This window comes from Propionigenium maris DSM 9537 (genome assembly GCF_027925155.1).
GTDB classification, from domain to species: Bacteria; Fusobacteriota; Fusobacteriia; order Fusobacteriales; family Fusobacteriaceae; genus Propionigenium; species Propionigenium maris.
Genome location: NZ_BSDY01000001.1, coordinates 275,677 through 298,924 on the forward strand (window position 1 = coordinate 275,677; position 23,248 = coordinate 298,924).

The window sequence follows — 23,248 nt, forward strand, 5'->3', positions numbered from 1 at the left end:
GTTACCCAAAGGTAAGTTCAAACATTAATTATAAGGAAATGAAAATAGAACAAAATTAGATTTTGTTCTAAAGTCTGTGGCACGAATAAATAAAATGATGGTTTCCTTACATAGATTTCTTTTGAGAACACGTAAGTAAGTGTGGTAAAAAATCTAAGTAATAGATATATTAGATTTGTAGGTTTATAATAAAAGGAATAAACAGAAAGAGAGTGCGTTTATGACTTTCTCCAGGATGTGTCTTTTATTTTAAAAATACTTTTTTTAAAAAAATGCTTCTAAAGATAAAGTTTTATTATATCGTTCCAATTAGAAGTGATGATGTTTATACTGGCATCGCTAAGAAAGCTTTATTTCAAGTTAAATGAGAAACAGTTCTCTACCTACTCTTCTGGATTGTACCTAGAGAATTGTAATTATTAATAACTTGCGTCTCATGTCATTTAATTTTTTTTAGCCCTATGATAATATCACGTTGTAAGAATTTTGATAAAATTAAGAGGTGATTTATTTGAATAAATTAAGAAAATATCTTTTTGAAAGTGGATTTTCAGAATTTATAGGTGAAAAAGATATTTTTTATGTTGATGTTAAAAAAATTAAACATTTAAAAATAAGGGAATTGTATGAAAAATTAGAATATTATCTCCTTGTGGAAGGATATTTTGATATCTACTATCCTGATAAATTAGGAAAAAATCACCTTGTTGCGCGAATATATCCTAATGATTTTAAGATCGGAGGATTTCTTGGGGGATATGATTTTCTAAATGATTACTTTGTGACCTTCTCAAAGAATACAATGCTTTACAGTATAAAAAAGAGCAAAATAGAGAAGCTAATGGAAAATAATAAATTTTTGAGATTAATTCTAAAAAGAAACCTTGAACACTTTCCAAGATTGGTTGAAGAAAATTACTTTAGAAGTGTCCTTACATTAGAAGAGTTTATTGCATATATCATTTATTCTCATTCGAAAGATGGAATTTATGTTGTCGAAAACTACTTTACTTTTGCAAGTCTTTTAAAGTGTGACAGAAGTTCTTTGTATAGAATTTTAGACTCATTAGAAAATAAAAATATTATAAAAAAAAATGGTAAAAGAATAGAAATTATATCATTTGAAGACCTGAAAGCAATATACAAGGAAAAAAATAAGTCACAGGTCGGAACTTTTCCAAATTACGTTTAATTAGATTCCTAACATTAATAGGAGCCCCAGCTGGGGCTCTTTTTAAATGAAATATTTATCCATGTTTTCAGGATAAATCATTACAAGCATTCTAAGTATCTTTTCCCAGCTGCTAATATTTTTATTTTTAGTAATTTAACTTTTATAAGTTATTATAAGGTACTGTTTTTTAATGTATGCTTTCTATGTTATAATTATAGTAGAAATGACGCCTAGTGGAGATGAGATAAATGAAAGAAATTAAAGATATAATTTTAGAAGAGCTTTCAGAAATAGAGAAGGAGATAGTTTATATTTTTGGATCTTATGCAAAGGGAGAAGCAACCCGGAGCAGTGATGTAGATATAGCAGTTTATTCTTTAAAAGATTATGATTCTTTTGATTTTTTTTTAAAAGCTCAGAATATAAGTAAAAGAATAAAAAGAGAAGTAGATTTAGTCCAACTCAAGCAGTCTTCTACGGTATTTCAAAAAGAGGTAATAGAAAATGGTAAAGTTATCTTTGAGAGGAGTGCTATTGAAAGAGAAAAATTTGAGTTGCTTGTTTTTAAAAAATATTCAAGGTTAAATGAAGAAAGAAAAAAAATAATTGAAAATTATGGAGTGGAATTATGATTGATGATATTGTTATTAACAAAAGTGAAACCATTAAAAGGTGCATAAAAAGGATAAATGAAGAGTATGAGAATAACCCTAAAAATTTGGAAGATTTTAGGAGACAAGATTCGATCATTTTAAATGTTCAAAGGCTCTGTGAAGCCTGTATAGATATTGCAACGCACTGTATTAGAAAGAAGAGATTAGGAGTTCCCCAGACAAGTAAGGACAGCTTTCAAATTTTAGAGGATAATAAGATTATCTCAACAGAATTGAGTGGAAGGCTCCAAGGAATGGTAGGTTTTAGAAATATAGCAGTACATGACTACCAGTCATTAAATTTAAAGATAGTTGAAAGAGTAGTCGAGGACTATATATATGATGCTTTGAAATTAACAAAAGAAATACTAGAGGAAGATTTTTAAGTAGAATAAATGATGAAGCCCAGGAAAAATTTTCCTGGGCTTTTTAATTGTTAAGGAAAGTATAGAATTTATAAAATATTTATGTGAAGTCATTCATACTCCAAGTAATTATAGAGATCACATTCAATTTTTACTATAAATTCACAGTCCTTCTTTTAATTTAAAGGTTTATTCCAAGGAAGATTAAGGGAGAAGATACAGAAGTTAAACTTTCATATGACTGTCACAATTTCGCCATTCTAGTAAGTTATTCTTTAAATAAGAAAAGAGAGAGTAAAGACAGGGTGCAAAAATAATTTATGGAATTTTGGATATCAATAAGGAATAAAGGAGTGTGACTAGGTATGAAAAAAATGATGATTGGAATTATGACTTTAGCAGTTGGAGCAAGCTTATTTGCAGCAGGACCTAATTTTGTGGATAAGAACGGAGATAAAGTATGCGATAACTATGTAAGCCGAGGAAATAAAACCGCCTATGAGGCTGGAGCAGAGGGTGCAGGACAGTACAGAAACACCCAAACAAGAATGGCTCAGGGACAGAAGACCGGACATCATAGATTCAGAGAGGAAGCTCCAGGTCAGGGAAGAAATAGGAAGTAATTTTAGATTTGAATAGTTTTGAATAAGATCAATTATTAGAAGGAGATGAGATCATGAAGAAAATAATATTATTGGGTATGCTAATTGTAAGCGGATTGTCCTTTGGAAGAGACTATGAGTATAGAGAGAAGTCGGAGCTTCAGCCCGTTGAGAGTGTAAGTTATGAGGAACAGGAGATGCTTTCCAGAGAAAAGGAACTAGGTAGAAATAATCAGTCGATCTACTCGGATTTTCACAGAGATCTAGACAATATGAGCAGAGGCCACGAGAGTAGATAGAATAAAGAAACCGCCAATATTGGCGGTTTTTTAAGTTCGTAAAAATACGAATTACGAACTATGATTTTTATTGGAATTCGTAAAGCTACAAATTGTAAATTTTATTTTGTAGAATTTGTAAAAGCATAAAATCCAAATTTTGTCTTTTAATTTTTACGGTTATGAAATTCAATATTTTTCTATGGAGTTGATTTTAGGATGGCAACTCTGGAAGAGGTGGCAGACATTGCAATTATTTTAAAATTTATATCCAATTGTTAACAAACTTTAATATGACAACTTGACTATTAATTAGTTTAAAAAAAAGTGGTAAATAAAGTACCATTTGTTAAAATTATTTAATAAAATTACACATAAATTTTAAATATTAATAGTTTATAATGTTCGAATATAATTATAAATTTTATATAAATTTTCAGTTGATTAATAGAATAGTTTTTTAATAACATTGTATTTATTGGGTTGAACGCACTTCGTATTAAAATTTTTCAATTAAAAATTTGATGTTTCTTAATAATTTGGTGCTAATATGATCTTACTTTCAAGGGGAGGAAAAAAATAAAATTACATATTTCAAAACAATAGTTTGCAGAGATGAAGTTGCAATGGAATGGTAGGGAATTTTTAAAACTTTGAAACTGATTACAATATGACAGTGAGCTATTACTATGGAGATATAGTTGTTATCCTGGAGGATAGAGATTGGAATGGAATTCATTTATATAAATTTAAGGTTTCAGATCTGAATGATATAGAAACCAGTAAACTATATATGATGATTCAGGAATTAAGGAAGCTGCCAGAAGGTGCAACCTTCAGGAGACACCAGGCAGGAGACTTTTACAGCCAGGATTATATAGATTCATAGGTTGAAATAGCTGAATACATGGAGCATATAGACTTTTACTACTACACAAAAGTATATAATCAATATGACTTTTCAAAGCTTAACATCCTGGATAATGTATCATCAATTGCAAGTGTGAACAATGAGCATATAACAGAAATAGATAATTTTGATAAGGTGGCGAATGTATCCGATAACTTCACCAACTGTGGGCAGCAGCTAAAAGGACTTGAATGCGGTGTTACTTGTAAGCAATGCAGCATTAAAGACAATGGATGCCAGTTAATAACATTTAAAAAGCACTAGTAGCTTGAATGTTGGGGGTAACACTAAAAGTATTACCCCTGGGATTAAAATTATTAGAAGGAAGTGATTAGAATGGATAGTTTTTTAAAAATGCTTTTAGAAGCAATAGCTGCATTTTGTGTTAGTTTCAAATGCTTGGATATTGTAGAAAAAAGTAAAGATGGCAGTTTAATAGGTGGAATAACTATGCTTTTAGTTTTCGCTCTATCTGTATTTGGATTCAGACCTTTTTTATACATAATATTTAAAATTTTAGGAATTAATTTATAAATGCTGTGGACATCCATAAGATGACCCTGGGATTGATAAATTAATTAGGGGGCAATCATGAGAATAAGACAGAAAGCATATTTATACTATGGGGTAGGTAAAAGAATGAAGCTAGTTGAGCTTTTAAACATCATGAGGGAATATAATTTAGATCTAGATGATATATTTATATTCGATAAGTAACCCCCCTAGGATGGGGTTTCTAAAGATCATTAGTTTCATGTATTACAACCTAGATTTATAAAAGTTTAAGTATTAAATGCTAGGTATTACTTTTAGTAATACTTGGTATTGAGTATTTAAGATAAAAAATTGAATATAGGAGGGTTTATGTTTAGTAAGCAAACTTTAATCAGGAGATTAAAAGACCATTATCAAAGAACTATAGGTATCAAAATAGATCAAAAGATGGCACTTAAGATTATAAATGAATCAACTGTTAAATGGTGTGACCAATACTACATTAAAAGAGATGGTGAAAGTTGGATCTGTAAGACTATAAAATTTATAGAATCTTCAGATGATAAAACATTTATCCCATATTATCTATCAAGTGAAAAGGGAAAAGGAAGGATTTACTTAATGAAAGCATCATTAACCCCTTCTGTAATTTCTAGAGACTTTGTATGCAGCCATTCATTTAAAGGTTAAATGCTCTGGGTAACACCTTTCGTGTTACACCTGGGATTGAGCGCTTAACTCATAGGACATTAACAATTAAATAGTATTTTAGGCATAATCAGGTCTTAGAAACCTAAAAATTTTGGTTAAAAAGGAGATTAATTATGAACAAAAAAGTAATCACATTAGTAGGAACATTTATCTTAGCATCTGGAGCAATGGCAGCAACTTCCCCATCACAAGCTGATATACAAAAGCAATTAGATTCAATGAATAAGGCAGCTAATGCACAAAATGGAAGGATTCAAGCTTTTAACAACGCACACATCCCTTATGCTGCAGGGCAGCTTTCAGCTACACACATTGTTAATGGGATACCAGTACCACCAAAGCCAACACAACCAGTAGTAGCTCCACCTCAAGTAGTATCTACAGGGGCAGTAGCTACAGCTCAACCTGCAGTATCCCCAATATTAACACCAACCCTTAAGCCTAATTTAGTACCTAACAAAGTACCTATGGCTATACCTACAGCTACTCCTGCATTAACACCAACCCTTAAGCCTACTTTAGCACCTACTTTAGCACCTAATAAAGTACCTACAGCTCAACCTACAGGAACTCCAGTAGCCACTCCTACAATTGCAGGATCTACAACTGGAGGATCTACAGCAGCTTTAGAAGCTGACATAGCAGCTATAAATCAAAATCAGATTGCTGAGAATAAGTCAGTAAGATCTAACACGCACAACATAGAATCAAATGCACAAGCAATAAAAACAAACAAGGATGCTATTGCTAAGAATGCAGAGGAGATCAAGGATAACAATGAGGAAGCAATGAGAGGAGTATCTCAGGCTATGGCTATGAGTGCTATCAAGTATGATGGTATCCAGGAAGGACACTTCTCAATAGGTGCAGGAGTAGGGTCTTATGACGATCAAACATCTGTAGCAGTTGGTACTGCATACAAGGTCAGCGACTCCCTATTAGTAAATGCTGCAGTGTCTGGAACAGATAGAGATGAGACATTCGGATACTCTACAGGAGTAAGCTACAACTTCTAATTTTAGTTTGGGGGATCTTCCCCCTTTCTAAGATTTAATTATGCCTAAAAATACTGTTTATTAAAAAAATTAATAAAAGTGTATTACACTAACATCTTTTAAGACGTATATTATTTGTGTGATATTTTCGCAAATAATAACATGGAAGGAGTATAATGTACTGTATTAGCATTGAGGAACTTCTAAAACTCTATCATGTCTCAGTTGTTGCACTTGCCTTTGAGCAGAAGATCCAGGGTACACCACAGAAGATTCCTAGCACTTCCAGAATATATATCCTTTGATCTAAAGTGTAGTACCGCTACAGAATATTTTGATTATGTGGCAGATGTAAAAGGGGCTACAGATAAATTTACTGAGTTTATCACCCCTATTCTGGATAACTATAAATTCCAGGTAAAAAAGGAAAGGCAGGACTCTATTAAGGAGAAATTATCAGATGGTAGAACTTGTAGAGTAACACTGGATAGTGGAGATGAAATCATATTCAGTAGTCCTAAGAGTGCCACAAAGGTAGCGGAGATCTGCAAGAAGATCTACCCAGGTCATAGAGCACTAGAGCCAGTGAAGTTTGTAGAGCTTCTAGGAAAGTGTAACAAAGAGGAAGCTAGCAACGAGAATAGATTCAGAGTCCGATGAAGTAACTTCAGGAAAGTTTGAGATGCGACTTTGCCATAATCACACTGTCGGACAGCCGGCAATCAAGGTCAGAGAGATTAATGTAGGCGGAAGGAAGTAAAATAATAATTAAGTAAAAGAGCTAGGGAAAATCCCTAGCTCTTTTATAATTAATAAGCTGTTTTTTAGCGAGTAGCCATAGACATTGAGAGAACCACTCATAGAGAACTAGAGCTATCTTTCACTATCGGTTCCTCCAGTTTAGTTTATGCTTCAGCTGTTATATATAACTTCCCTGGCTTGGTCATGTGGAAGTAATAAAATACCGCCAGGATATACATTAGACCGACTGCCACGATACCAACTGAAATATCATTATATTTATCTATTGCTAACCCCATTATCATTAGTCCTATGGGAGTGAAACCCTGCATCGACACCTGTAGTATTGAAAAGAACCTTCCCTTGATCTCGGTATCCACAGTAGTGTGAAGGTGGCTCGAAAGAGGTGCATTGACTGCTGAATTGAATATCCCAAATATACTGGCAAGCAGGCAGGTAATCGTCAGGTAAATATTGAAGGGGAGTATCCGATTCCCGCCGAAGAAAAAGGTAAAGATAACTATCTCAGCTGTTATAAAGAAGGCTATCCCTCTTCTAAAGTTATATCTTTTAATATATTTAACCATCAACAAACTACCAAGTAGGAACCCAAGCCCCATAAGGCTTTGGAAGTAACCGACATACTGATTACTTAAATTTAACACGTTGAGAATAAAGTATGGTATAAATACAGAAAAAATCGGAACAAAGAATAAGTTCAGTAAAACACCAAAACTCATCAGCCCAAATATATCGCTTTTACTCCTCAAAAACTCAGTCACAGGAACATAGGAATCCCACATGGCTTTAGGAGAGAGTGTAATCTTTTTATTATGAGTATTCGCAGGCTTATATTTAAGACAGAACTCGACTCCTGCTGACATAAGATAGGTTATTGAATTTAAAAGAAATATAAACTTCAATCCCACGAAACCATACAAAGTTACTGCCAATATCGGAGTAAATAACATTATAAAGTCCTGCATAGATCTGAATATACTGTTTTCTTTTTCTAGGTTGTCTTCAGAAGTTATTTCAGAGAATATAGCTGAACATGCTGAATCAAAGAATGTAGACATAGTTAAGACAATACACTGCATTAAGATAATAGCATTGGGTGTGAGATTTATAAATAGTGCAAAACCTCCAACCAACATAGCGTTGATCAGATCTGTCAGTATCATTATCTGTTTTCTGTTAAACTTATCAGCTACAATACCTCCCAGGGGAGTTAGCAACAATCTTATTAAGGTGAAATAAGTGGCCGCTTTACTCATAGCAAGGCCTGATCCAGTTACATTAAGTATATAGATCGGTATAATAACAGTTTGCATATGGGATCCTATAGTACTGGTTCCCATTGATATCAAATACAATATAAAATTCATAGTACCTCCCTTCTGAGCTATCTGCCATACTCTTATTACTATGCAACTTATTCTAAGTCAACAAAAAAATACACATACTTAATTTTGAAAGTTATTGAAATTATAGAGGTATATTAAGTCCTAAAAATAGGAGAAGTATTATGTTTAGAAGGTTTGAGAATGTCAAAGTAGGGAGCGGGGCGGTGTAGAATCTATGATTAACAGGTTGAATAAGAATGTTAAAGTTGATGCAGCTATATCTTCTAAGCTCAGCAGAACCAGTGGTAAGGGTCTTATAGAAGGGACTGTGTTATTCAAAATAAATTTAAGTCTAAAAGTACAGAGAGACCGTTGTTTCCCAGAAATAATATATTTAACAGTGAAAATAATAGGAAGTGTATAAAAAAAGAGGAGCCGCCAGGCTCCTTAAATTTTTATTCCTCTACTACCTTGTTCTCCACCTTTCTATGAACCTCTACCTTCCCCTTGCAGGATACCTCTTTAACATTTCCTTTGACTCTGACGTTCCCCTTGATATTTAGAGTATTCACGTCCCCCTCTATGACTATCTCCTGATCTCTGGCGATAATATTAATATCCTTCCCATTGTAATAGATTCCGTTTATCTTAACCATACAATCCCCCCTTTTTGAGAGTATACCCCTAAATTCTATAAAAATAAATAGTATTTTTTATTTAAAAGTATTATTTTTATAGGAAAAGAGGTAAGGTGTATAAATTGAGGAGTTATGAAGGATTATTAATAATATTTTCATGATCTTTTTATTTTTTTGTCACACTCCTGTCAAATTAAAGGTCTAATATATCATTATACTGAATATAGGGATGGTGGCTATATTGATAGTGATGGAAATATTTAATTTTATCTTTGGAGGTGTTGATTATGAAAAAATTAAAGCAGATTTTTACCAGGTTAATCAGAAGTATAGGAAAGGAGAATGAGAAGAACTTTGGTAGTAAGAGGATAGACTGTTGCAACGTTAATAAAAAATAAAAACTCTGCCCTCATTGCTTAAGCCCTTGGGGGCTTTTTTTAATATCAGGCCAGCCTCTATCGAGGGCGGTGAGATCAATGGAAGTAAGTGTAAGGGAATTAGGTCTAAAAAAAGAGTTAATACTGTGAGGCAATGTTTTCATAGAACATAGCCTTTTTTAGTACTTTTTGAATGTATTTAGCATCAAAAATTACTTTGGAGTTGATTTAGTCAATTAACTTTGGGTGTAAAAAGGAGTATGATTAGATGAGTTATCTAAAATTGTAGGGAGAACTTGTAAGAGATGTATTTTGCCTATAACAGCGGGAGCTATAGAGCAGCTGGTGATTAACAGTCGGAATATAATCCATGGTGTCATTTAACCCTGAGGTGTAGACGGTTATTGTTTTACATCCTAAAGAGTTTAAGTGTGAGGAGTGGGTTAGAGGTGGCCCGAGCCGAGCTCTTAAAAACTAAAATTACTTTACTTGAAGGGAGATATAATAATGAAGATTAAAAGTTTACATCATATATGTATTCAGACAAAGCAATACGAAAAATCATTAAAATTCTATAATGAAATAATGGGATTTAAGATTATAAAGGAGACCGCTGATTTTCATGGAAGAGATTACAATACCTGGTTGGAACTGGGGAATATTATGATTGAGTTACAGACCCAGAAGAAAGGCAAACCCTTAAATGATTGGAGTTCTTTAAATGAGGGGCCTGTCCATTTTTGTTTTTTAGTGGAAGATATTGAAGAAGCGTATCAGGAAATTAAAGATAAGGGCTATAAAGATTTTAAAGTTAAGAATGGTGAAGTGGTTTATAAAGTAGAAAATGGATATTTATTTAAGATAAAAGCTCCAGAGGGGACAGAGATTGAAATAAGGGATAATAGGAATATTTAGTTGTTTTAGTTATCGGAAAAGGGTTTGGGGGAGAATTGAAAATTAAATCTTATAAGGAAGTTGTAGAAAGTTTTTATAAAAAGATTACCATTTGGAGAAGGTTAAGTTTAATTGAGTTACTCTTAATACTGGGTATAATAAGCATGACCCTATTGGCTACTTTCATATTTAAATTGGCAACAGCAGGGAAGCTGACATGGGAGCATGTATTTTGGTTTAGTCTGTTTTTTAGATAAAAAAGTATAGCGAAAGGAAAGAATAAAGAAGTATGTGTCTTTACCTATAATGGGGAGACATATATAAAGCAGCTAGTGATCAACAACCAGAATATAATTCAGCTTGTATCATTTAATCCAGAGGTAGAGACTATTATCGTTTTACAGCCTAAGGAGCTGAAGTGTGAGGGAAGGTTAGAACTTGTCGGAGCAGAGTTGGTAGAGGAGAATTGAATAAATGTATTTTATGACTCTCTAGATTTTCTCTAGAGAGTCATTGTTGTTTTTGAAAAGGACTAACCAGTTAGAGTAACTTTAAAGAGGTCTTAAAATTCAAAAGTTCTTTAATAGAAACAACCGTAGAAAATTATCAATAAATTCTCATTTACTCTTCAGGAAACTGTAATTTTCTGTAAATACCTTTTTAAAACTTATACTATATAATGTTCTAAGAATAAAGAGATATACATTACAGGGAGGAAGGCAGATGTCCCACAGACTCATAGGCAACATACTTATATTACTGACAACATTTTTTATTATCATCTCACCTACCCTGGCAGTATTGATCTGGCCGGACATTCCCGTGGACTGGTTCCTGTCCCTCACCCTTCTCAAGGGTTCGGTACTTGGAGCAGCCTCTCTTATCTTCTTTAATATCCTCATTAACATAAACAAGAGGGTGTACCTGAACCTCATATGGATAGTTCTGGCTATGATAGTGGCTTCATCCTGGATCTATATGAGGGCTATGGCTTAGGAGGATGAGGGAGATCCCTTTAAAGTGGTTCAAAACTTAAATAAAATTAATTAACTTTTTTAGCAGAGATGACGACTAAAAAGAGAATCTGTTGTTAACAGACCATTAGATTTTTTTCATAGGGTATCCACTATAGATGGATACCCCTCCCAGATAACAAGGGAAGGACCTTCCCTTAATTCTTATATATGAAACATAGTAATACCTCTCAAAAAGTGCAACTGGCTCCCCAATGGCTGGTTGCACTTTTTCATTTCCAGGTATTGCATCCGATTAGATGAAGGTGCTAGTATGGAATAGGGAGGGCGATAAATACCCTTATAAAACAACAAGGTTCTAGGGTGTTTCGTCCTCCGGGCAAACCTCAATGCGGGGTTTGCCTTTTATATTAAACAGAGGGGCTGCAAGGATGGATTGGCTGTGGGGCAGAAACTATCAGGTATATAGAAGCGGTGAAGGAAAGACAGTGTCCGTGGGGAAAGGATAATATTGTTTAAGGTTACTTCAGGGGATAAAAGAGAAGTAAAAAAGTAATGTTTTAGATGAAAGGATACTCTAAATATTACAAGTATCCTTTTTATTTACAAGTGTTGATTTTTCAAAAAAAATGGGCTAAAGAATTAATAGAGCTAATTAGCAAAGGGGAGATGGTTTTATGAAAAAAGTAGTATTATTGAGCTCCTTCGACGATCTAGATTCGAGGGAGTTATGCATGGATGTATCCGACACGCTCAATGTGGGAGAAAGGGTGGTACTGGACTTCAAAGACATCATCAACATTGATTTCACAGTACTTGAGTCTATGCTTATAAGGATATTAAATAGTGTGAAGTACCATGAAATTAAAGATAAGCTGAGTTTTAGGAACGCTGTTCCAAAGATAAGAAACTCCATAAATCATATTGTGATGGAGTATATAAAAGGAAGGATTTAAATAGAAAGACCCTTTAAAGGAGGAAAGATGAGACCTGGAGCATACATATGATATAGTTGGTTCTATTTTAAGGTCTTGTTTTATGTTTTTTAAAAGAGGTATGCAAATGACTGTTTTTTTAACCGGGCTGGTAGTACTGCTGTTTATATCGCTGTGTATCAAAAGGGCATTGCTGGCCAAGGAAGCTGCTTTAGAGACGACTGTTTCCTGTGTCGGAGTAAATAGTCATTGTTTTTCAGATGATAAAGTTGTTTATATATCTCATGCTAGTAAAAAGTATCATCGCCAAGGATGTCATTTTATATTAGATGAAGAAATGCCAATTAACGTGGATGAAGCTAAAAACCTAGGATTTTCTTCTTGTAAGGTTTGTAAACCAGAGTGATATTTTGCGGGACAACTTTTACTAAAAGTTGGAGTTGATTATGGCTGAAATAAAGATCAAAGATGTAAGAACTGGAGAAGTACACTTATTAAAGTCATTTACAAAAACACAGTGTGGAATAAACATAAAAAAAGATGAAGCAAACTGGATTATTGTTGGAAGTGAGGTTCCCGTCACTTGTGGAAAAAAACACTGCAGCTGCAGAAGGAAGGGCTTGAGGTTCAAAAGGCAGATCTATGACTATAACTTTGTCCCCTCCCCTTCAGAAATTTCCAAGTTGTATGGATAGTATAGTGAAAAGACACTTTTTATAGGTGTCTTTTTTTTCGGCAGTTTTATTGTCCCTTTAGGTAAGGATGAGATGTATTTAACCAAGAGGTTCAAGGGGAAAAAAGGGAATAATCGATTAATAATATCTCTATATAATGGTCTGTATTTCGTATAAAAAGAATTAAAATCTAACTTTTACATTTACTATTATACTTTTTTTTGATAATATATTTTAGCAATCAAACTAATTGGGAGGGGTTTATTTTGAAAACAACAATAGCGTTACTGGCAGCTGGGGCAATGATTGTCTCTTCAACAGCACTGGGTTCTCACGAAGAAAGGGATTACGGGGGGACTTATAGGGGGATCTACTGGAGCGGACACGCTAAGGGAGTAAGTCTGGAGAAGAGTAAAAAGAGAATTGAGACTGTATTGACCTTAGACAGGGACGGGACGATCCTGGATGCAGAGGTTGATTTCCTGGTACTAAAAAAGGGGAAGTGGATAGCCAGAAATGATTCTGAAGCAAGTGTTTCAGTGGATTTTTCAGCTGATCCAGGAGCAGCCACTGTGGGTACCCATTATAAAAAGGGAAGATCCATGTTTGATATTAAGACCAATGACATGATGGGGTTTTATGCTGTGGCAGTGGATGAGGATGGAACCGTGGCATTAGCTATAGTTGATGCGGTGATCCGTTATCAGTTAGAGGCTAAGTTTGAACCAGGATACAACTACCACTCAAAGGTGAAGGAGTTGACGATTAATGAAGAGCTGATCCCCACCAAGAGGACATCTAAGAGTGGTCTTGTAAAGGTTAAGGACTGGTCGGAGGTAGAGGGGGAGAACTTATACTCGCTACATCCATATAACCATGTAATAAAGGACAGGGGAGCTCTAAAGGGAATAGATGAGGACTCAAATATAATGGAGATGTTAACTGCCTTAGGAGTGGAATTTAAGGATGGAGTTCCTCAGAAGATGGAAGTGAGATACGGCTTCCACTCAAATGGGGGATGGGAAGGTAATTACGATGACCTTGAGGAATATTTAATAGGTAAAGATGCCAAGGATGTGAGATCCCTGATCGACTGGTCTTCAAAAAAGTACTCCAGGTCTATAGATGACAATAATTATTTTGGGCTAGACAGTACTGCAGGGGCAACTAGAACTGCTCAGGATTCAGTGGATGGCATAGGGGGATCTACAGTTCGTATGTCCCGTGAAAATACCTCTTATATGCTTGCCCTGGTTGAGGCTGGAATTATAGATGAAAAAGATGTGATCAAGGGTCGTTTCTGATAATACCATCGATGTGCCCTGGGAATACTTAATATTATATGGGCAGGATATTTAGAAGGCACTTTTATAAAGTGCCTTTTTATTGTTAAGGAAAGTATAAAATAATAGATTGACACCATTATAAAAAGCCATTACATAAGGTTAGAAAGGATCCAGCATCACGTTGCTTTTTATGAATTTCCTTTACTAGTATTTAAAATCCTGCAGAACTCTACCGGCTCTTGTATTTTTTCAAAAGTTCAGGTATAGTTGAACAGGGGGGATAGAAATGAACTGGATCTATATTACCTTGGTCTTGCTGTTGGTAGCAGTAACGGGGTACAGGCTGATAAAGGGAAGGTGGCCAGATATCAACAACTTCCTCACCATCTACCTGGGAGCCATAGAAATTACTGTAGTTATCTTTTTTGTAGTGGGGCTGTACTTAATATCATTTTGGTGATCCTGTAAACAGGGTCTTTTTTATTTGCAATCCACATAAGGTATAGGGTATACTACCTCGTAATAAAAATGAAATTTTATAGTTGGACTGATGAAGGATGAGCTTGTGAGGGAGGGAATTATGAAAAAACTAGTAGTAACAATAGGGTTGATTGCAGTAGTTGGCACTCAGGCACTGGCGGATATAAGGACACACACCGATAGTTCCGGATACACCTATATTACAGGAACGGATGCTAATGGAGATAAAGTAGATATAAAGAGTCATACAGACAGCTTTGGCTATACCCATGCTACCGGTACTGTAGGGGATCAGCCCTATAATACTCAGAGCTATGCCGACGGTTCAGGGTATACTCATATTAGCGGAAGTGCCCACGGGGAGATTGTAAGCCTGAAGAGTCATACAGATAGTTTTGGCTATACCCACACAAATGGTTCCATAGGGGGAAGGACGTATAACACTCAGAGCCACACAGATGTTTTTGGGGTTATCCACACTATGGGAACGGTGAACTCCAAGTCCCATACAGATGTCTCAGGGGATACCTACACCAACTTCAAATAAAAGTCTGATCTTGGTTCCCTCTTTATATCTTTCTTAAAATAAACTTATAAGGGGCTATGGTGTCACTTAACTGACACATAAGCATCCTATACTCCTAATATAACATTGGTTATTTAAAGGTTATAAGGAGGATATAAAATGAAAAAAGGGATCTTAGTATTAACAATGATAATATCAACAGGGGCTTTTGCAATGGATCATTCCAACCACGCTAATCACAGCAGTACGAGTTTGAATAATAGTGAAAAAAGCCAGATGATGAATAATAAAAGGTGTGAAAAAATGGCGGTAAAGGATAAAGAGTGTGAAAAGATGGCGACTAAAAATGAAGCAGATCACTCCATGCATGGTTAATTAGATAAAGAAGCAGCTGACCGGTAGTCAGCTGCTTCTTTTCATTATTAAGGAAAGTATAGGATTGAAAAATTCCATGAAGAAATAAGAACTTTTATTGTTTGTAGGGATGCAACGTCACGTTGCTTTTTATTATCAAGGAAAGTATAAAATTTTAGATTACTGTCATTATAAAAATCCATTGGATAGGGTTAAAAGGAGCGTAGTGTTGCACTCCTTTTTATACAGATCACTCTTCAAGAATGTCAGCATATGAAGCCTTGAACTCATACTTCAATAAGGATCTTTCTATTCTCAAGGAGTGGAGTTCCCTTTGTAACCGCTCATACTTTTGGGGATCATCCTCATGTATTATACAGGAGTTCATCTCTCTTCTGAGGGTTCTTATCTTTCTGTTCAGAACCTTTTCTTTTTTGAGAAACCTCATCCTTAAATGATCTAGCTTTTTTGACTGTTCTGGAGTTAGAGCAGAGGTGTGGTGGGGATTGATGTGTATATAGCTTTTTCCAGAGTGTCTGTGATTCATTGAACTTGCACTTAAATTTATTACAGATAGCAAGAACACAATAAAAAGAAGAAAGTTTTTCATTGATTCACCTCCTATAACTATAAAAAGAGTATAATACTTTATTGTGACAAAATTATGACAGGCAGCTACTTTTATATTCTTAGAAGAGGAGTTTTTTAAAGATATCAAGAACTTTCCCCAGTTACAGGACAAACCTCAAAAAAGTTTAAGGTAATATATTTAAGTATAGAATTATCATTTATAAAAACAACAACTCTTCTTAAATGAATACATTGTGTCTTGATTAAGAGTGTATTAATGATGTCTTTGGATCTAAAAACAGTAAAAAACTGCTGACATATATATGACATTTAACAAAAACGATTTGTTTATTCATATTTTTAATATTATACTTAGAGAAAGGAAGAAGGGGGGAGTTTGAATGATAGCGTTTATAGTGATTATAGGGTTCCTGATATTTTTTCTCACAGGTACTTCAAAGGAACAGAGTAAAACGATCAACGACAGGTTAAACGGAGATAAGCAGCTGATGGCGGATGTTATCCATTGTCTAGGGAAGCAGTTTCGTCTGGAAGGTAAGAAGCTGATCAATCTGGAACTTGTTTTGGGGAATAGAAAGATTATGATGTTGGGGACTGCCATTACAGAGGAGATAGCTACTGGGGAGAGGAAGGTAGAGGTGCTCCAGATAAACAACTCCAACTATCTTATAGAGGAGGGAAAGGTAGAGAAGAGGGAGGATGCAGACAGGGTTCACAACTATTGCTATATGCCCCTTCCACCTAAGGCGTGGAAGATAATGAATCAGGCCAATGTATATACCTATACCCTCTTAAAGATGAGTTACGGGAAGCAGAATATGGTGGTTCAGTCCCCCAGGGGTCTGGATGCCTATTTAGAGGAGCTCTTCTCCTCTACAGATTATGCAGAAGCCAAAAGGAGGGAAGATCTCTCTATCTTTGCTGTTTAGATAAAGGGGTTCTACCATTTTTTATTACTTTGAAAAAGCTTTACGATTTATGGTGAAACTTTTTTCTTTAACCTCTCAATCCTATAGAGGATCTTGAAAAAAAGAGAGGCTTTGGGTGGCATGTTGAAGTAGATATCTTTTTTAAAGAAGGAAAAGCGGAGCATAGAGATTTTACAGAGATAATTTTATAGTTATGTGAGCAGAGCCCGACCTATCCTAGGTGATTTGAAGTCACCTAGGATGGAGTCGGCTTTTCTTTTTATTCGAAAGTGCTCCCCTTAAACATCTTCTAGGTATGAGCTCACCCTTTGGAGGCATATGGTGAGGTTAAACTAGACAGGAAAGAAGGGTGACTTAAAAATAGAAGAGAGACTGGGAGAGGAACTTAAACTTCCACAAGAAAAAGATAAATCTGAGGAGGTATCGCAGGAGAACCTGGTATTAAGCTCTTGTATAATTATCGATTAAATATAAAAACAGGCTCTTAGACTTATTTCAAAGAGCCTGCTAGGATAAATAAAAGATGTTACATTATTAATCAGTCACTTAATTTATGAATAAATAATCCACTTCTCAATTTCGGTTCAAACCATGTAGATTTTGGAGGCATGACCTTTCCAGCATCTGCAATTGAAAGTAGATCATCCATTGTTGTGGGAAACATGCTAAAAGCCACTGCCATATCGGTTTTTACTCTTCTTTCTAGCTCCTTAAGACCTCTAATGCCGCCCACGAAATCGATTCTTTTATTTGTTCTCGGATCACTGATGCCCAGGATCGGATCTAACAAGTTTTTTTGGAGAATGGATACGTCCAGAGAGTCTACAGGATCATTTTCATCGAAAATGCCTTCACGAGCTTTTAATTCATACCATTTGTCATCGATAAACATACCGAATGTTTTCTTTGACATTGGCTTATAAACTTCTTTACCGATCTCAGTAATTGCAAAGCATTTCTCAATCTTCTGGAAAAATACCTCCTTGCTGTTACCATTTAGGTCTTTGACCAGTCTGTTATAGTCCATGATAAAGACATCTTCATCTGGGAAGATGACGGACATAAAGAAATTGAATTCCTCGTCACCTGTGTAGTTTGGATTCTCTTTTCTTTTTTTCATGCCCACAGCTACGGAAGAGGCTGACCTGTGGTGACCGTCTGCGATATACAGGGAGTTTATACCTGCAAAAATTTCCGTCAGTTTTTCTACAACTTCATCAGTGTCAATTACCCAAACAATGTGCGTGATGTTGTCCTCTGAAATATAATTGTAAACTGGCATGTGGAACTTTATCCACTTCTTGATAATGGAGTTTATCTCATTATTTTTTCTGTAAGTCAAGAAAATCGGTGCAGTATTTGCATCACAGTATTCGAAGTTATTGATTCTGTCTCGCTCCTTTTCAGGACGGGTAAATTCATGTTTCTTGATGATGTCATTAATGTAATCATCAATTGAAGTACAACCAACGATACCAGTCTGAACTCTTCCATTCATTAGCTGGCGGTAGATATACATCCTAGGCTTTTCGTCTTGAACTAGAATACCCTCCTCCTGAAACTTATCCAGGTTCCTTTTCGCCATCTTATATACCAGTTCATCATACTGATCAACTTCTTCAGGCACGTCTATATCTGATCTTACAATGTGTAGGAAAGACTTGTCATTGTCCTTTGCCATTTCTCTTGCCTCGGTTCTGTTCATAACGTCATATGGTAATGACGCTACCCTTTCAACTAAGTCCTTGCTAGGTCTTAAACCTGTAAATCCTCTTACTATAGCCATCTATCCCCTCCCCCACTTTATTGATCAAGGTATCATCTGTAATACTTACTTAGCCAACTCTTCTAAAATAACTGAGAGAGTCTCAACACCAATTCTCTGCTGTGCTTCAGCAGTGGAACCTCCAATATGTGGTGTGGCAGAAACTCTCGGATGGTTTATGAGTTCCATATTCTGGGAAGGTTCTTCTGCAAATACATCAATACCTGCACCGGCAACCTTACCTGAGTTGAGTGCTTCCAAAAGACTATCTTCACAAACTACACCGCCTCTAGCACAGTTAATGATGTATACCCCATCCTTCATCATAGCAATCTTATCTCTGCAGATTGTAGGTCCAAGTTCTTTTTTAAAAGGAATATGGAGTGAAATAAAGTCTGATGTTTTAAGCAGTTCCTCCTCACTTAAATACTGGCATTCTGGTATTTCATTACTCTCACCTAAAATATCTGTATACTTTACCTTTATCCCTAATGCCAGCGCTTTCTTGGCCACCTCTTTACCAATACGACCAAAACCGATGAGACCTAAAGTTTTACCAACAATCTCACTTCCTTTATATGCTTTTTTGTTCCATTCCCCCTTTCTCAGGGTAACATTTGAAATATTGATGAACCTTACTAATGCTAAAATATGTCCGATAGTCAGCTCGGCCACTGAAGCTGAGCTGGAATTAGGTGTATTTCTTACTCTAATCCCATTGGCCTCGGCATATTCCACATCAATATTGTCAGTACCAACACCAGCTCTAACGATTAGCTTTAATTTAGAGCCTACAATAGTATCGATCAGTTCTTTTCTGATCTTAGTTGCCGATCTCACTACAATACAGTCAAAGTTTCTTAATTGGGTCTTTAATTCCTCCACTGAGTATGAATTTAACACCACTTCATGACCCAGTTCCTGTAAGTGTTGAACTGCGCTTTTATCCATACCGTCATTTGCTAGTATTTTTAACATGCTTCCCTCCCTCTATAATCTGAGAATGTCTTCGATAACACTTAAGATTTCTTTAACTTCTTCAATGGTTGTATCGGCCATATGTGCAATTCTAAAAGTCTTTTCCTTCAGGACACCATAACCGTTTGAAATCATAAAACCTCTCTTTGACAGTTCTTTATTAAGGTCTGCCACTGAAATCCCTCTTGTATTCTTTACCGTAGTCAACGTATTTGAAGCATATTCTTCTTCAGCCAGCATCGCGAAGTGTTTCTTAGCCCAAGTTCTAACCACTTTAGCTTGCTCTAAATGTCTATCAAATCTATTTTCTATGCCTTCCTCCATTATTCTGTCTAATTGATAGTCCAATGCAAACATATGTGGCAGGGAAGGGGTTGACGGATATTGATAGTCTTTCTTTTGGATAGTGTCATAGATAGAGACCAAGTCGAAGTAAAAACCTCTCTTTTCAACTGTTCTAGCTTTTTCCAGCGCCTTCCTTGAGAACGAACATATAGCCATTCCTGGAGGTAGTCCCAAGCATTTTTGAGTAGAAGCAATACAGATATCAACACCCCACTTGTCCACCTCAACTTTAGCTCCTCCCAAGGAGCTTACTGTATCCAGGCAGAAGATAACACTTGGGTACTTCTTGATTACCTTTGAAATTTCTTCCAATGGATTCATGACACCAGTAGATGTTTCATTGTGGGTAATAGTTACTACATCATACTCACCAGTGGCAAGTACCTTGTCTACCATTTCAGGTGTTGTCGGTTGTCCCCACTGAGAGTCAAAACGGTCTGCAGGAATGTCATTTGCAACGGCCATTTTATGCCACCTTTCACCAAAAGCACCTGCTGCAAAAACTGCGACTTTTTTCTTCGTACATGATCTAACAGCAGCTTCCATCAAACCGCTACCTGAAGAGGTAGACAAAAGGATCTCCTCTTTTGTATACATCAGCTTTCTTAACTTATCGGAAATGCTTCTTTGTAATTCCGATGCCTCTTTTGTTCTGTGCCCGATCATAGGTGTTGCCATCTTTTCCAGTACATCAGATAAAACATTAACTGGTCCAGGAATGAATAAACTCTTATACATCTCTACCTCCCATCCACTAAATAGCCAACAGCTCTAAGCTAAAATAAAAATTTTTTAACCTGAATATTAGAGTAGGGCAAAGAAATTTATAAAAAAATAAAAAGACAAAACTATAGTTAAAGTACTAAGAATTATTCTATAGTCTCAATGTTTATGAGGTCTTTTTATAAACTTACCAATCTCTTTAGTTCCATTGTCCTCTTGTCTCTTAAAAAGTTATTTCCTTTTTTCTAAATGTACACTTAATTAATATTTACTATTAGGAAAGAATAACTCCTTCTAACTAAAAGTCATTATTTATTGGCCGGTTAAGGTATTATTCTTTCTAGAAGGGAGATAGTAATATTTTTATGCTTACTATAACACTTCCTTGATTTTAAATAGTTTTAAAATGGTTATCTTAAATTTACCTTTGAATATTAATTAGTTTGAAAATGATATGGGATTTAAGTCCCTAAAAAATTAAGCTTACTGGATGTCTAATTAGAATCGTTTTTTATAGTAACCTTATATCTACCTAAATAGCATTGAAAGATGATCAAGAGTACTATATACTTAGTACCACAAAAAAACTATCAAAGAAATTATTGATTTTAAAGGGGAGGTGGCATTTTTTATTAAAATGAGGGCATACCATTATCTTAGCTTTCATCCACTAAAATAGGGGAAACTTTATCCAAAAAATTATCTTTAATATAAAATACGGAACCAAAAGGGGGAAGCAATGAACTACATAGTATTTATTCTTTTTATCTTGATCACTCTATCAGCTGTAAAGATCTTTCAAATGAACACTGTATGGGGGAAGCTCCTGGCAGCCAATATCTTTTCTTCAAACATAACTATACTTGTGATTGTTTTCTCAATGGTCGTTAGGGAAAGTATGTATCTCGACCTTATAATCACCTATCTGCTTTTAAACTTTGTAGGAACGGTACTATTTACAAAACACATCCAGTCCAGGAGGGGATTAATATGAATGAGATAATAGGAATGACAGTCCTTGGAATAGGTCTTATTATAAGTATCATCGGAAATATTGCCTACTTCTACCATAAGGAATTCTTTACCGAACTCCTCATAGGAAGTATAGTCGACACAGCAGGATTTAGTCTAATACTCATAGGGATAATGATCTATATGGGACTCTCCTACTTCTCTCTCAAGGTTCTTATTATCCTGATTCTGTGCTTTGTCATAAACCCCATTATGAGCTGTGCCATAGGGGGAAGTGCATACAGGAGTGGATTTAAACCCCTGAAACAGGAGGAGGATGAAGATGTATAAGGATATACTGCTTATAATGCTCATACTATTTGCCCTGGCAGCTTCCTTTTCCCAGAGGCTAATAAAGGCTGTGATCTATCTGGAGGTTTTTTCCCTCATAAGTGCTGTGATCTTCATCATCGAGGGGGCACCAGATGTTGCCATAGCTGAGGCTGTAATAGCTACAACTATAACCTTTGTTACAATTCAGCAATATAAGAAGGTGAGGATATTTTATATCAACCTTGAGTATGACAACAAGAAGACCTTTATACACCAGTTTATAGAGAGAAGCTGCAAGCAGACCTCCCTTCTTCCCCTCTTTGTAAACCTGCATAAGATGAATATGAAAAAGCACATTAAGAGGGACAGAGGGATATGCGACGTGATAATAACCCACCATGGAAGGGATGTGATCTTCTACTTTTACGGAGAGGGGAAGCATATAAAGAAGTTCAAAGAGGAGATATCCGCTAAGCTCCATAACCTGGAGTCAGACTACAATATAAAGTTGGTGAGTAGAGATGAAATTTATAGTAAGGTATAGAAAACATATAATCGGCCTTCTGACCCTGTTAATGGGGGGGCTGTGCCTTGCCCTGGTAATGGATAGGCCCACAGCAGTCCCTGTGAATGAAGTTATGAACTACTATATGCAATATGCAACAGAGGAGACAACAGCTGTTAATGTTGTTACAGCTATCTACCTGAACTACAGGGTATTTGATACGGTGTTTGAGGCCCTGCTTCTTCTTGTGGCAGTTACTGCTACCCTCTTTATCTATCCTGTAAAGGGAGGAAGTAAGAGAGTGAAAAGAAGGAGTGGCGAGGTTTTAGAGCCTCTGAGGGATCTGCTGGTCTTTATCCTTCCCTTCATTATGTTGTTTGGGATAGCCCTAATATTAAACGGAGACAGAACTCCTGGAGGAGGATTCCAGGGTGGGGCAATACTGGTAGTTATATTTGTTGCAGGCTTTCTCATTGAAAAATCCAGGGAGATGGATCTGAATATATTTACCCTTATTGAGAAGTTTGCCTTTATCTCCCTGACCCTTATTATAGCTGCATTTCTGTACTTTAACTTTAAGGAGATGCCTCTGGGGATAAGGAGAACCTATCTCATCCTCATAAATACCCTTATAGGGGTAAAGGTCTGTGCAGGACTGGGAATTATCTTCTACAGGTTTTCCAGGTTAAAAAATGATAGGGAGAAATAGTATAAGGGGAG

At 35.6% G+C, this 23,248-nt stretch carries 34 protein-coding genes; 28 read left to right on the forward strand and 6 right to left on the reverse strand.

Annotation, left to right across the window (positions count from 1 at the left end):
- The first annotated feature begins 511 nt into the window (after positions 1 to 511).
- From QMG11_RS01410 to QMG11_RS01460, 12 genes are all read left to right on the forward strand, one after another.
- Complete coding sequence (locus QMG11_RS01410) at positions 512 to 1,192, forward strand: Crp/Fnr family transcriptional regulator (protein ID WP_281832782.1); 681 nt, start codon at positions 512 to 514, stop codon at positions 1,190 to 1,192.
- Between the two features lie 230 nt (positions 1,193 to 1,422).
- On the forward strand, positions 1,423 to 1,806 hold the full coding sequence (gene mntA / locus QMG11_RS01415; protein ID WP_281832784.1) for a type VII toxin-antitoxin system MntA family adenylyltransferase antitoxin: 384 nt from the start codon (positions 1,423 to 1,425) through the stop codon (positions 1,804 to 1,806).
- Positions 1,803 to 2,213, forward strand: coding sequence for a type VII toxin-antitoxin system HepT family RNase toxin (gene hepT, locus QMG11_RS01420; protein WP_281832786.1), 411 nt, complete (start codon positions 1,803 to 1,805; stop codon positions 2,211 to 2,213). Before mntA ends, hepT begins: the two co-directional genes overlap by 4 nt.
- Positions 2,214 to 2,557: 344 nt before the next feature.
- Complete coding sequence (locus QMG11_RS01425) at positions 2,558 to 2,815, forward strand: hypothetical protein (RefSeq protein ID WP_281832788.1); 258 nt, start codon at positions 2,558 to 2,560, stop codon at positions 2,813 to 2,815.
- Positions 2,816 to 2,868: 53 nt separating this feature from the next.
- A complete protein-coding gene (locus tag QMG11_RS01430; protein WP_281832790.1) occupies positions 2,869 to 3,093 on the forward strand; it encodes a hypothetical protein in 225 nt (74 codons plus the stop codon).
- 649 nt (positions 3,094 to 3,742) lie between these two features.
- Positions 3,743 to 3,961 carry a hypothetical protein gene (locus tag QMG11_RS01435; protein WP_281832791.1) on the forward strand — a complete coding sequence of 73 codons (219 nt, stop codon included), beginning with the start codon at positions 3,743 to 3,745 and terminating at the stop codon, positions 3,959 to 3,961.
- 6 nt (positions 3,962 to 3,967) lie between these two features.
- On the forward strand, positions 3,968 to 4,246 hold the full coding sequence (locus QMG11_RS20095; protein ID WP_444980827.1) for a GP88 family protein: 279 nt from the start codon (positions 3,968 to 3,970) through the stop codon (positions 4,244 to 4,246).
- A gap of 72 nt (positions 4,247 to 4,318) precedes the next feature.
- Entirely contained in the window at positions 4,319 to 4,516 is a 198-nt protein-coding gene (locus QMG11_RS01440; RefSeq protein WP_281832793.1) for a hypothetical protein, read from the forward strand.
- 57 nt (positions 4,517 to 4,573) lie between these two features.
- Positions 4,574 to 4,699 (forward strand): hypothetical protein, encoded by a 126-nt coding sequence (locus QMG11_RS01445; RefSeq protein ID WP_281832795.1) that lies wholly within the window; start codon positions 4,574 to 4,576, stop codon positions 4,697 to 4,699.
- A gap of 147 nt (positions 4,700 to 4,846) precedes the next feature.
- Positions 4,847 to 5,167: a hypothetical protein gene (locus tag QMG11_RS01450; protein ID WP_281832797.1), complete on the forward strand. Its 321-nt coding sequence runs from the start codon at positions 4,847 to 4,849 to the stop codon at positions 5,165 to 5,167.
- A 134-nt stretch (positions 5,168 to 5,301) separates the two neighbouring features.
- The gene (locus QMG11_RS01455) at positions 5,302 to 6,204 is read left to right on the forward strand and encodes a YadA C-terminal domain-containing protein (RefSeq protein WP_281832798.1); all 903 of its coding nucleotides are present in this window, start codon (positions 5,302 to 5,304) and stop codon (positions 6,202 to 6,204) included.
- Between the two features lie 213 nt (positions 6,205 to 6,417).
- Positions 6,418 to 6,843, forward strand: coding sequence for a hypothetical protein (locus QMG11_RS01460; protein WP_281832800.1), 426 nt, complete (start codon positions 6,418 to 6,420; stop codon positions 6,841 to 6,843).
- A 245-nt stretch (positions 6,844 to 7,088) separates the two neighbouring features.
- On the opposite strand, the gene QMG11_RS01465 is transcribed toward QMG11_RS01460, so the two are convergent.
- Together QMG11_RS01465 and QMG11_RS01470 are read right to left on the reverse strand one after the other, a co-directional pair.
- Positions 7,089 to 8,312 carry an MFS transporter gene (locus tag QMG11_RS01465; protein ID WP_281832801.1) on the reverse strand — a complete coding sequence of 408 codons (1,224 nt, stop codon included), beginning with the start codon at positions 8,310 to 8,312 and terminating at the stop codon, positions 7,089 to 7,091.
- A gap of 413 nt (positions 8,313 to 8,725) precedes the next feature.
- Entirely contained in the window at positions 8,726 to 8,926 is a 201-nt protein-coding gene (locus tag QMG11_RS01470; RefSeq protein WP_281832803.1) for a hypothetical protein, read from the reverse strand.
- Positions 8,927 to 9,195: 269 nt separating this feature from the next.
- On the opposite strand from QMG11_RS01470, the gene QMG11_RS01475 reads away from it, so the two are divergent.
- From QMG11_RS01475 to QMG11_RS01525, 11 genes are all read left to right on the forward strand, one after another.
- Positions 9,196 to 9,306: an LDCC motif putative metal-binding protein gene (locus QMG11_RS01475; protein WP_281832805.1), complete on the forward strand. Its 111-nt coding sequence runs from the start codon at positions 9,196 to 9,198 to the stop codon at positions 9,304 to 9,306.
- A gap of 486 nt (positions 9,307 to 9,792) precedes the next feature.
- Positions 9,793 to 10,200: a VOC family protein gene (locus QMG11_RS01480; RefSeq protein ID WP_281832806.1), complete on the forward strand. Its 408-nt coding sequence runs from the start codon at positions 9,793 to 9,795 to the stop codon at positions 10,198 to 10,200.
- Positions 10,201 to 10,442: 242 nt separating this feature from the next.
- The gene (locus QMG11_RS01485) at positions 10,443 to 10,649 is read left to right on the forward strand and encodes a S24 family peptidase (protein WP_281832970.1); all 207 of its coding nucleotides are present in this window, start codon (positions 10,443 to 10,445) and stop codon (positions 10,647 to 10,649) included.
- A gap of 253 nt (positions 10,650 to 10,902) precedes the next feature.
- Positions 10,903 to 11,175, forward strand: coding sequence for a hypothetical protein (locus tag QMG11_RS01490; protein ID WP_281832807.1), 273 nt, complete (start codon positions 10,903 to 10,905; stop codon positions 11,173 to 11,175).
- Between the two features lie 655 nt (positions 11,176 to 11,830).
- Entirely contained in the window at positions 11,831 to 12,109 is a 279-nt protein-coding gene (locus QMG11_RS01495; protein WP_281832809.1) for a hypothetical protein, read from the forward strand.
- Positions 12,110 to 12,215: 106 nt separating this feature from the next.
- Positions 12,216 to 12,494: a hypothetical protein gene (locus QMG11_RS01500; RefSeq protein ID WP_281832811.1), complete on the forward strand. Its 279-nt coding sequence runs from the start codon at positions 12,216 to 12,218 to the stop codon at positions 12,492 to 12,494.
- A 40-nt stretch (positions 12,495 to 12,534) separates the two neighbouring features.
- Complete coding sequence (locus QMG11_RS01505; protein ID WP_281832813.1) at positions 12,535 to 12,783, forward strand: hypothetical protein; 249 nt, start codon at positions 12,535 to 12,537, stop codon at positions 12,781 to 12,783.
- 245 nt (positions 12,784 to 13,028) lie between these two features.
- Positions 13,029 to 14,066 carry a hypothetical protein gene (locus tag QMG11_RS01510; protein ID WP_281832814.1) on the forward strand — a complete coding sequence of 346 codons (1,038 nt, stop codon included), beginning with the start codon at positions 13,029 to 13,031 and terminating at the stop codon, positions 14,064 to 14,066.
- Positions 14,067 to 14,334: 268 nt separating this feature from the next.
- Positions 14,335 to 14,508 carry a hypothetical protein gene (locus QMG11_RS01515; RefSeq protein WP_281832815.1) on the forward strand — a complete coding sequence of 58 codons (174 nt, stop codon included), beginning with the start codon at positions 14,335 to 14,337 and terminating at the stop codon, positions 14,506 to 14,508.
- A gap of 120 nt (positions 14,509 to 14,628) precedes the next feature.
- On the forward strand, positions 14,629 to 15,075 hold the full coding sequence (locus QMG11_RS01520; protein ID WP_281832817.1) for a hypothetical protein: 447 nt from the start codon (positions 14,629 to 14,631) through the stop codon (positions 15,073 to 15,075).
- Between the two features lie 138 nt (positions 15,076 to 15,213).
- Entirely contained in the window at positions 15,214 to 15,429 is a 216-nt protein-coding gene (locus tag QMG11_RS01525) for a hypothetical protein (protein ID WP_281832819.1), read from the forward strand.
- A gap of 229 nt (positions 15,430 to 15,658) precedes the next feature.
- On the opposite strand, the gene QMG11_RS01530 is transcribed toward QMG11_RS01525, so the two are convergent.
- On the reverse strand, positions 15,659 to 16,018 hold the full coding sequence (locus QMG11_RS01530) for a hypothetical protein (protein WP_281832820.1): 360 nt from the start codon (positions 16,016 to 16,018) through the stop codon (positions 15,659 to 15,661).
- A 361-nt stretch (positions 16,019 to 16,379) separates the two neighbouring features.
- On the opposite strand from QMG11_RS01530, the gene QMG11_RS01535 reads away from it, so the two are divergent.
- Positions 16,380 to 16,928: a hypothetical protein gene (locus QMG11_RS01535; protein WP_281832822.1), complete on the forward strand. Its 549-nt coding sequence runs from the start codon at positions 16,380 to 16,382 to the stop codon at positions 16,926 to 16,928.
- 538 nt (positions 16,929 to 17,466) lie between these two features.
- Here QMG11_RS01535 and QMG11_RS01540 read toward each other — a convergent pair.
- Genes QMG11_RS01540 through QMG11_RS01550 form a run of 3 tightly spaced genes read right to left on the reverse strand, consistent with a single transcriptional unit; the run spans position 17,467 to position 20,754 of the window.
- Positions 17,467 to 18,714, reverse strand: a complete 1,248-nt coding sequence (locus QMG11_RS01540; protein ID WP_281832824.1) for a DUF1015 domain-containing protein — start codon at positions 18,712 to 18,714, stop codon at positions 17,467 to 17,469.
- Between the two features lie 45 nt (positions 18,715 to 18,759).
- A complete protein-coding gene (locus QMG11_RS01545; protein ID WP_281832825.1) occupies positions 18,760 to 19,671 on the reverse strand; it encodes a D-2-hydroxyacid dehydrogenase in 912 nt (303 codons plus the stop codon).
- 12 nt (positions 19,672 to 19,683) lie between these two features.
- Positions 19,684 to 20,754 carry a pyridoxal-phosphate-dependent aminotransferase family protein gene (locus QMG11_RS01550; protein WP_281832827.1) on the reverse strand — a complete coding sequence of 357 codons (1,071 nt, stop codon included), beginning with the start codon at positions 20,752 to 20,754 and terminating at the stop codon, positions 19,684 to 19,686.
- Positions 20,755 to 21,478: 724 nt separating this feature from the next.
- Here QMG11_RS01550 and QMG11_RS01555 point away from each other — a divergent pair.
- The 4 genes from QMG11_RS01555 to QMG11_RS01570 are packed head-to-tail and all read left to right on the forward strand — an operon-like array spanning position 21,479 to position 23,237.
- Positions 21,479 to 21,733 carry an MrpF/PhaF family protein gene (locus QMG11_RS01555; protein ID WP_281832828.1) on the forward strand — a complete coding sequence of 85 codons (255 nt, stop codon included), beginning with the start codon at positions 21,479 to 21,481 and terminating at the stop codon, positions 21,731 to 21,733.
- Positions 21,730 to 22,041 (forward strand): cation:proton antiporter, encoded by a 312-nt coding sequence (locus QMG11_RS01560; protein WP_281832829.1) that lies wholly within the window; start codon positions 21,730 to 21,732, stop codon positions 22,039 to 22,041. Before QMG11_RS01555 ends, QMG11_RS01560 begins: the two co-directional genes overlap by 4 nt.
- On the forward strand, positions 22,034 to 22,567 hold the full coding sequence (locus QMG11_RS01565; RefSeq protein WP_281832830.1) for a Na(+)/H(+) antiporter subunit B: 534 nt from the start codon (positions 22,034 to 22,036) through the stop codon (positions 22,565 to 22,567). Before QMG11_RS01560 ends, QMG11_RS01565 begins: the two co-directional genes overlap by 8 nt.
- Positions 22,545 to 23,237 carry an MnhB domain-containing protein gene (locus tag QMG11_RS01570; protein WP_281832831.1) on the forward strand — a complete coding sequence of 231 codons (693 nt, stop codon included), beginning with the start codon at positions 22,545 to 22,547 and terminating at the stop codon, positions 23,235 to 23,237. Before QMG11_RS01565 ends, QMG11_RS01570 begins: the two co-directional genes overlap by 23 nt.
- Positions 23,238 to 23,248 lie beyond the last annotated feature (11 nt).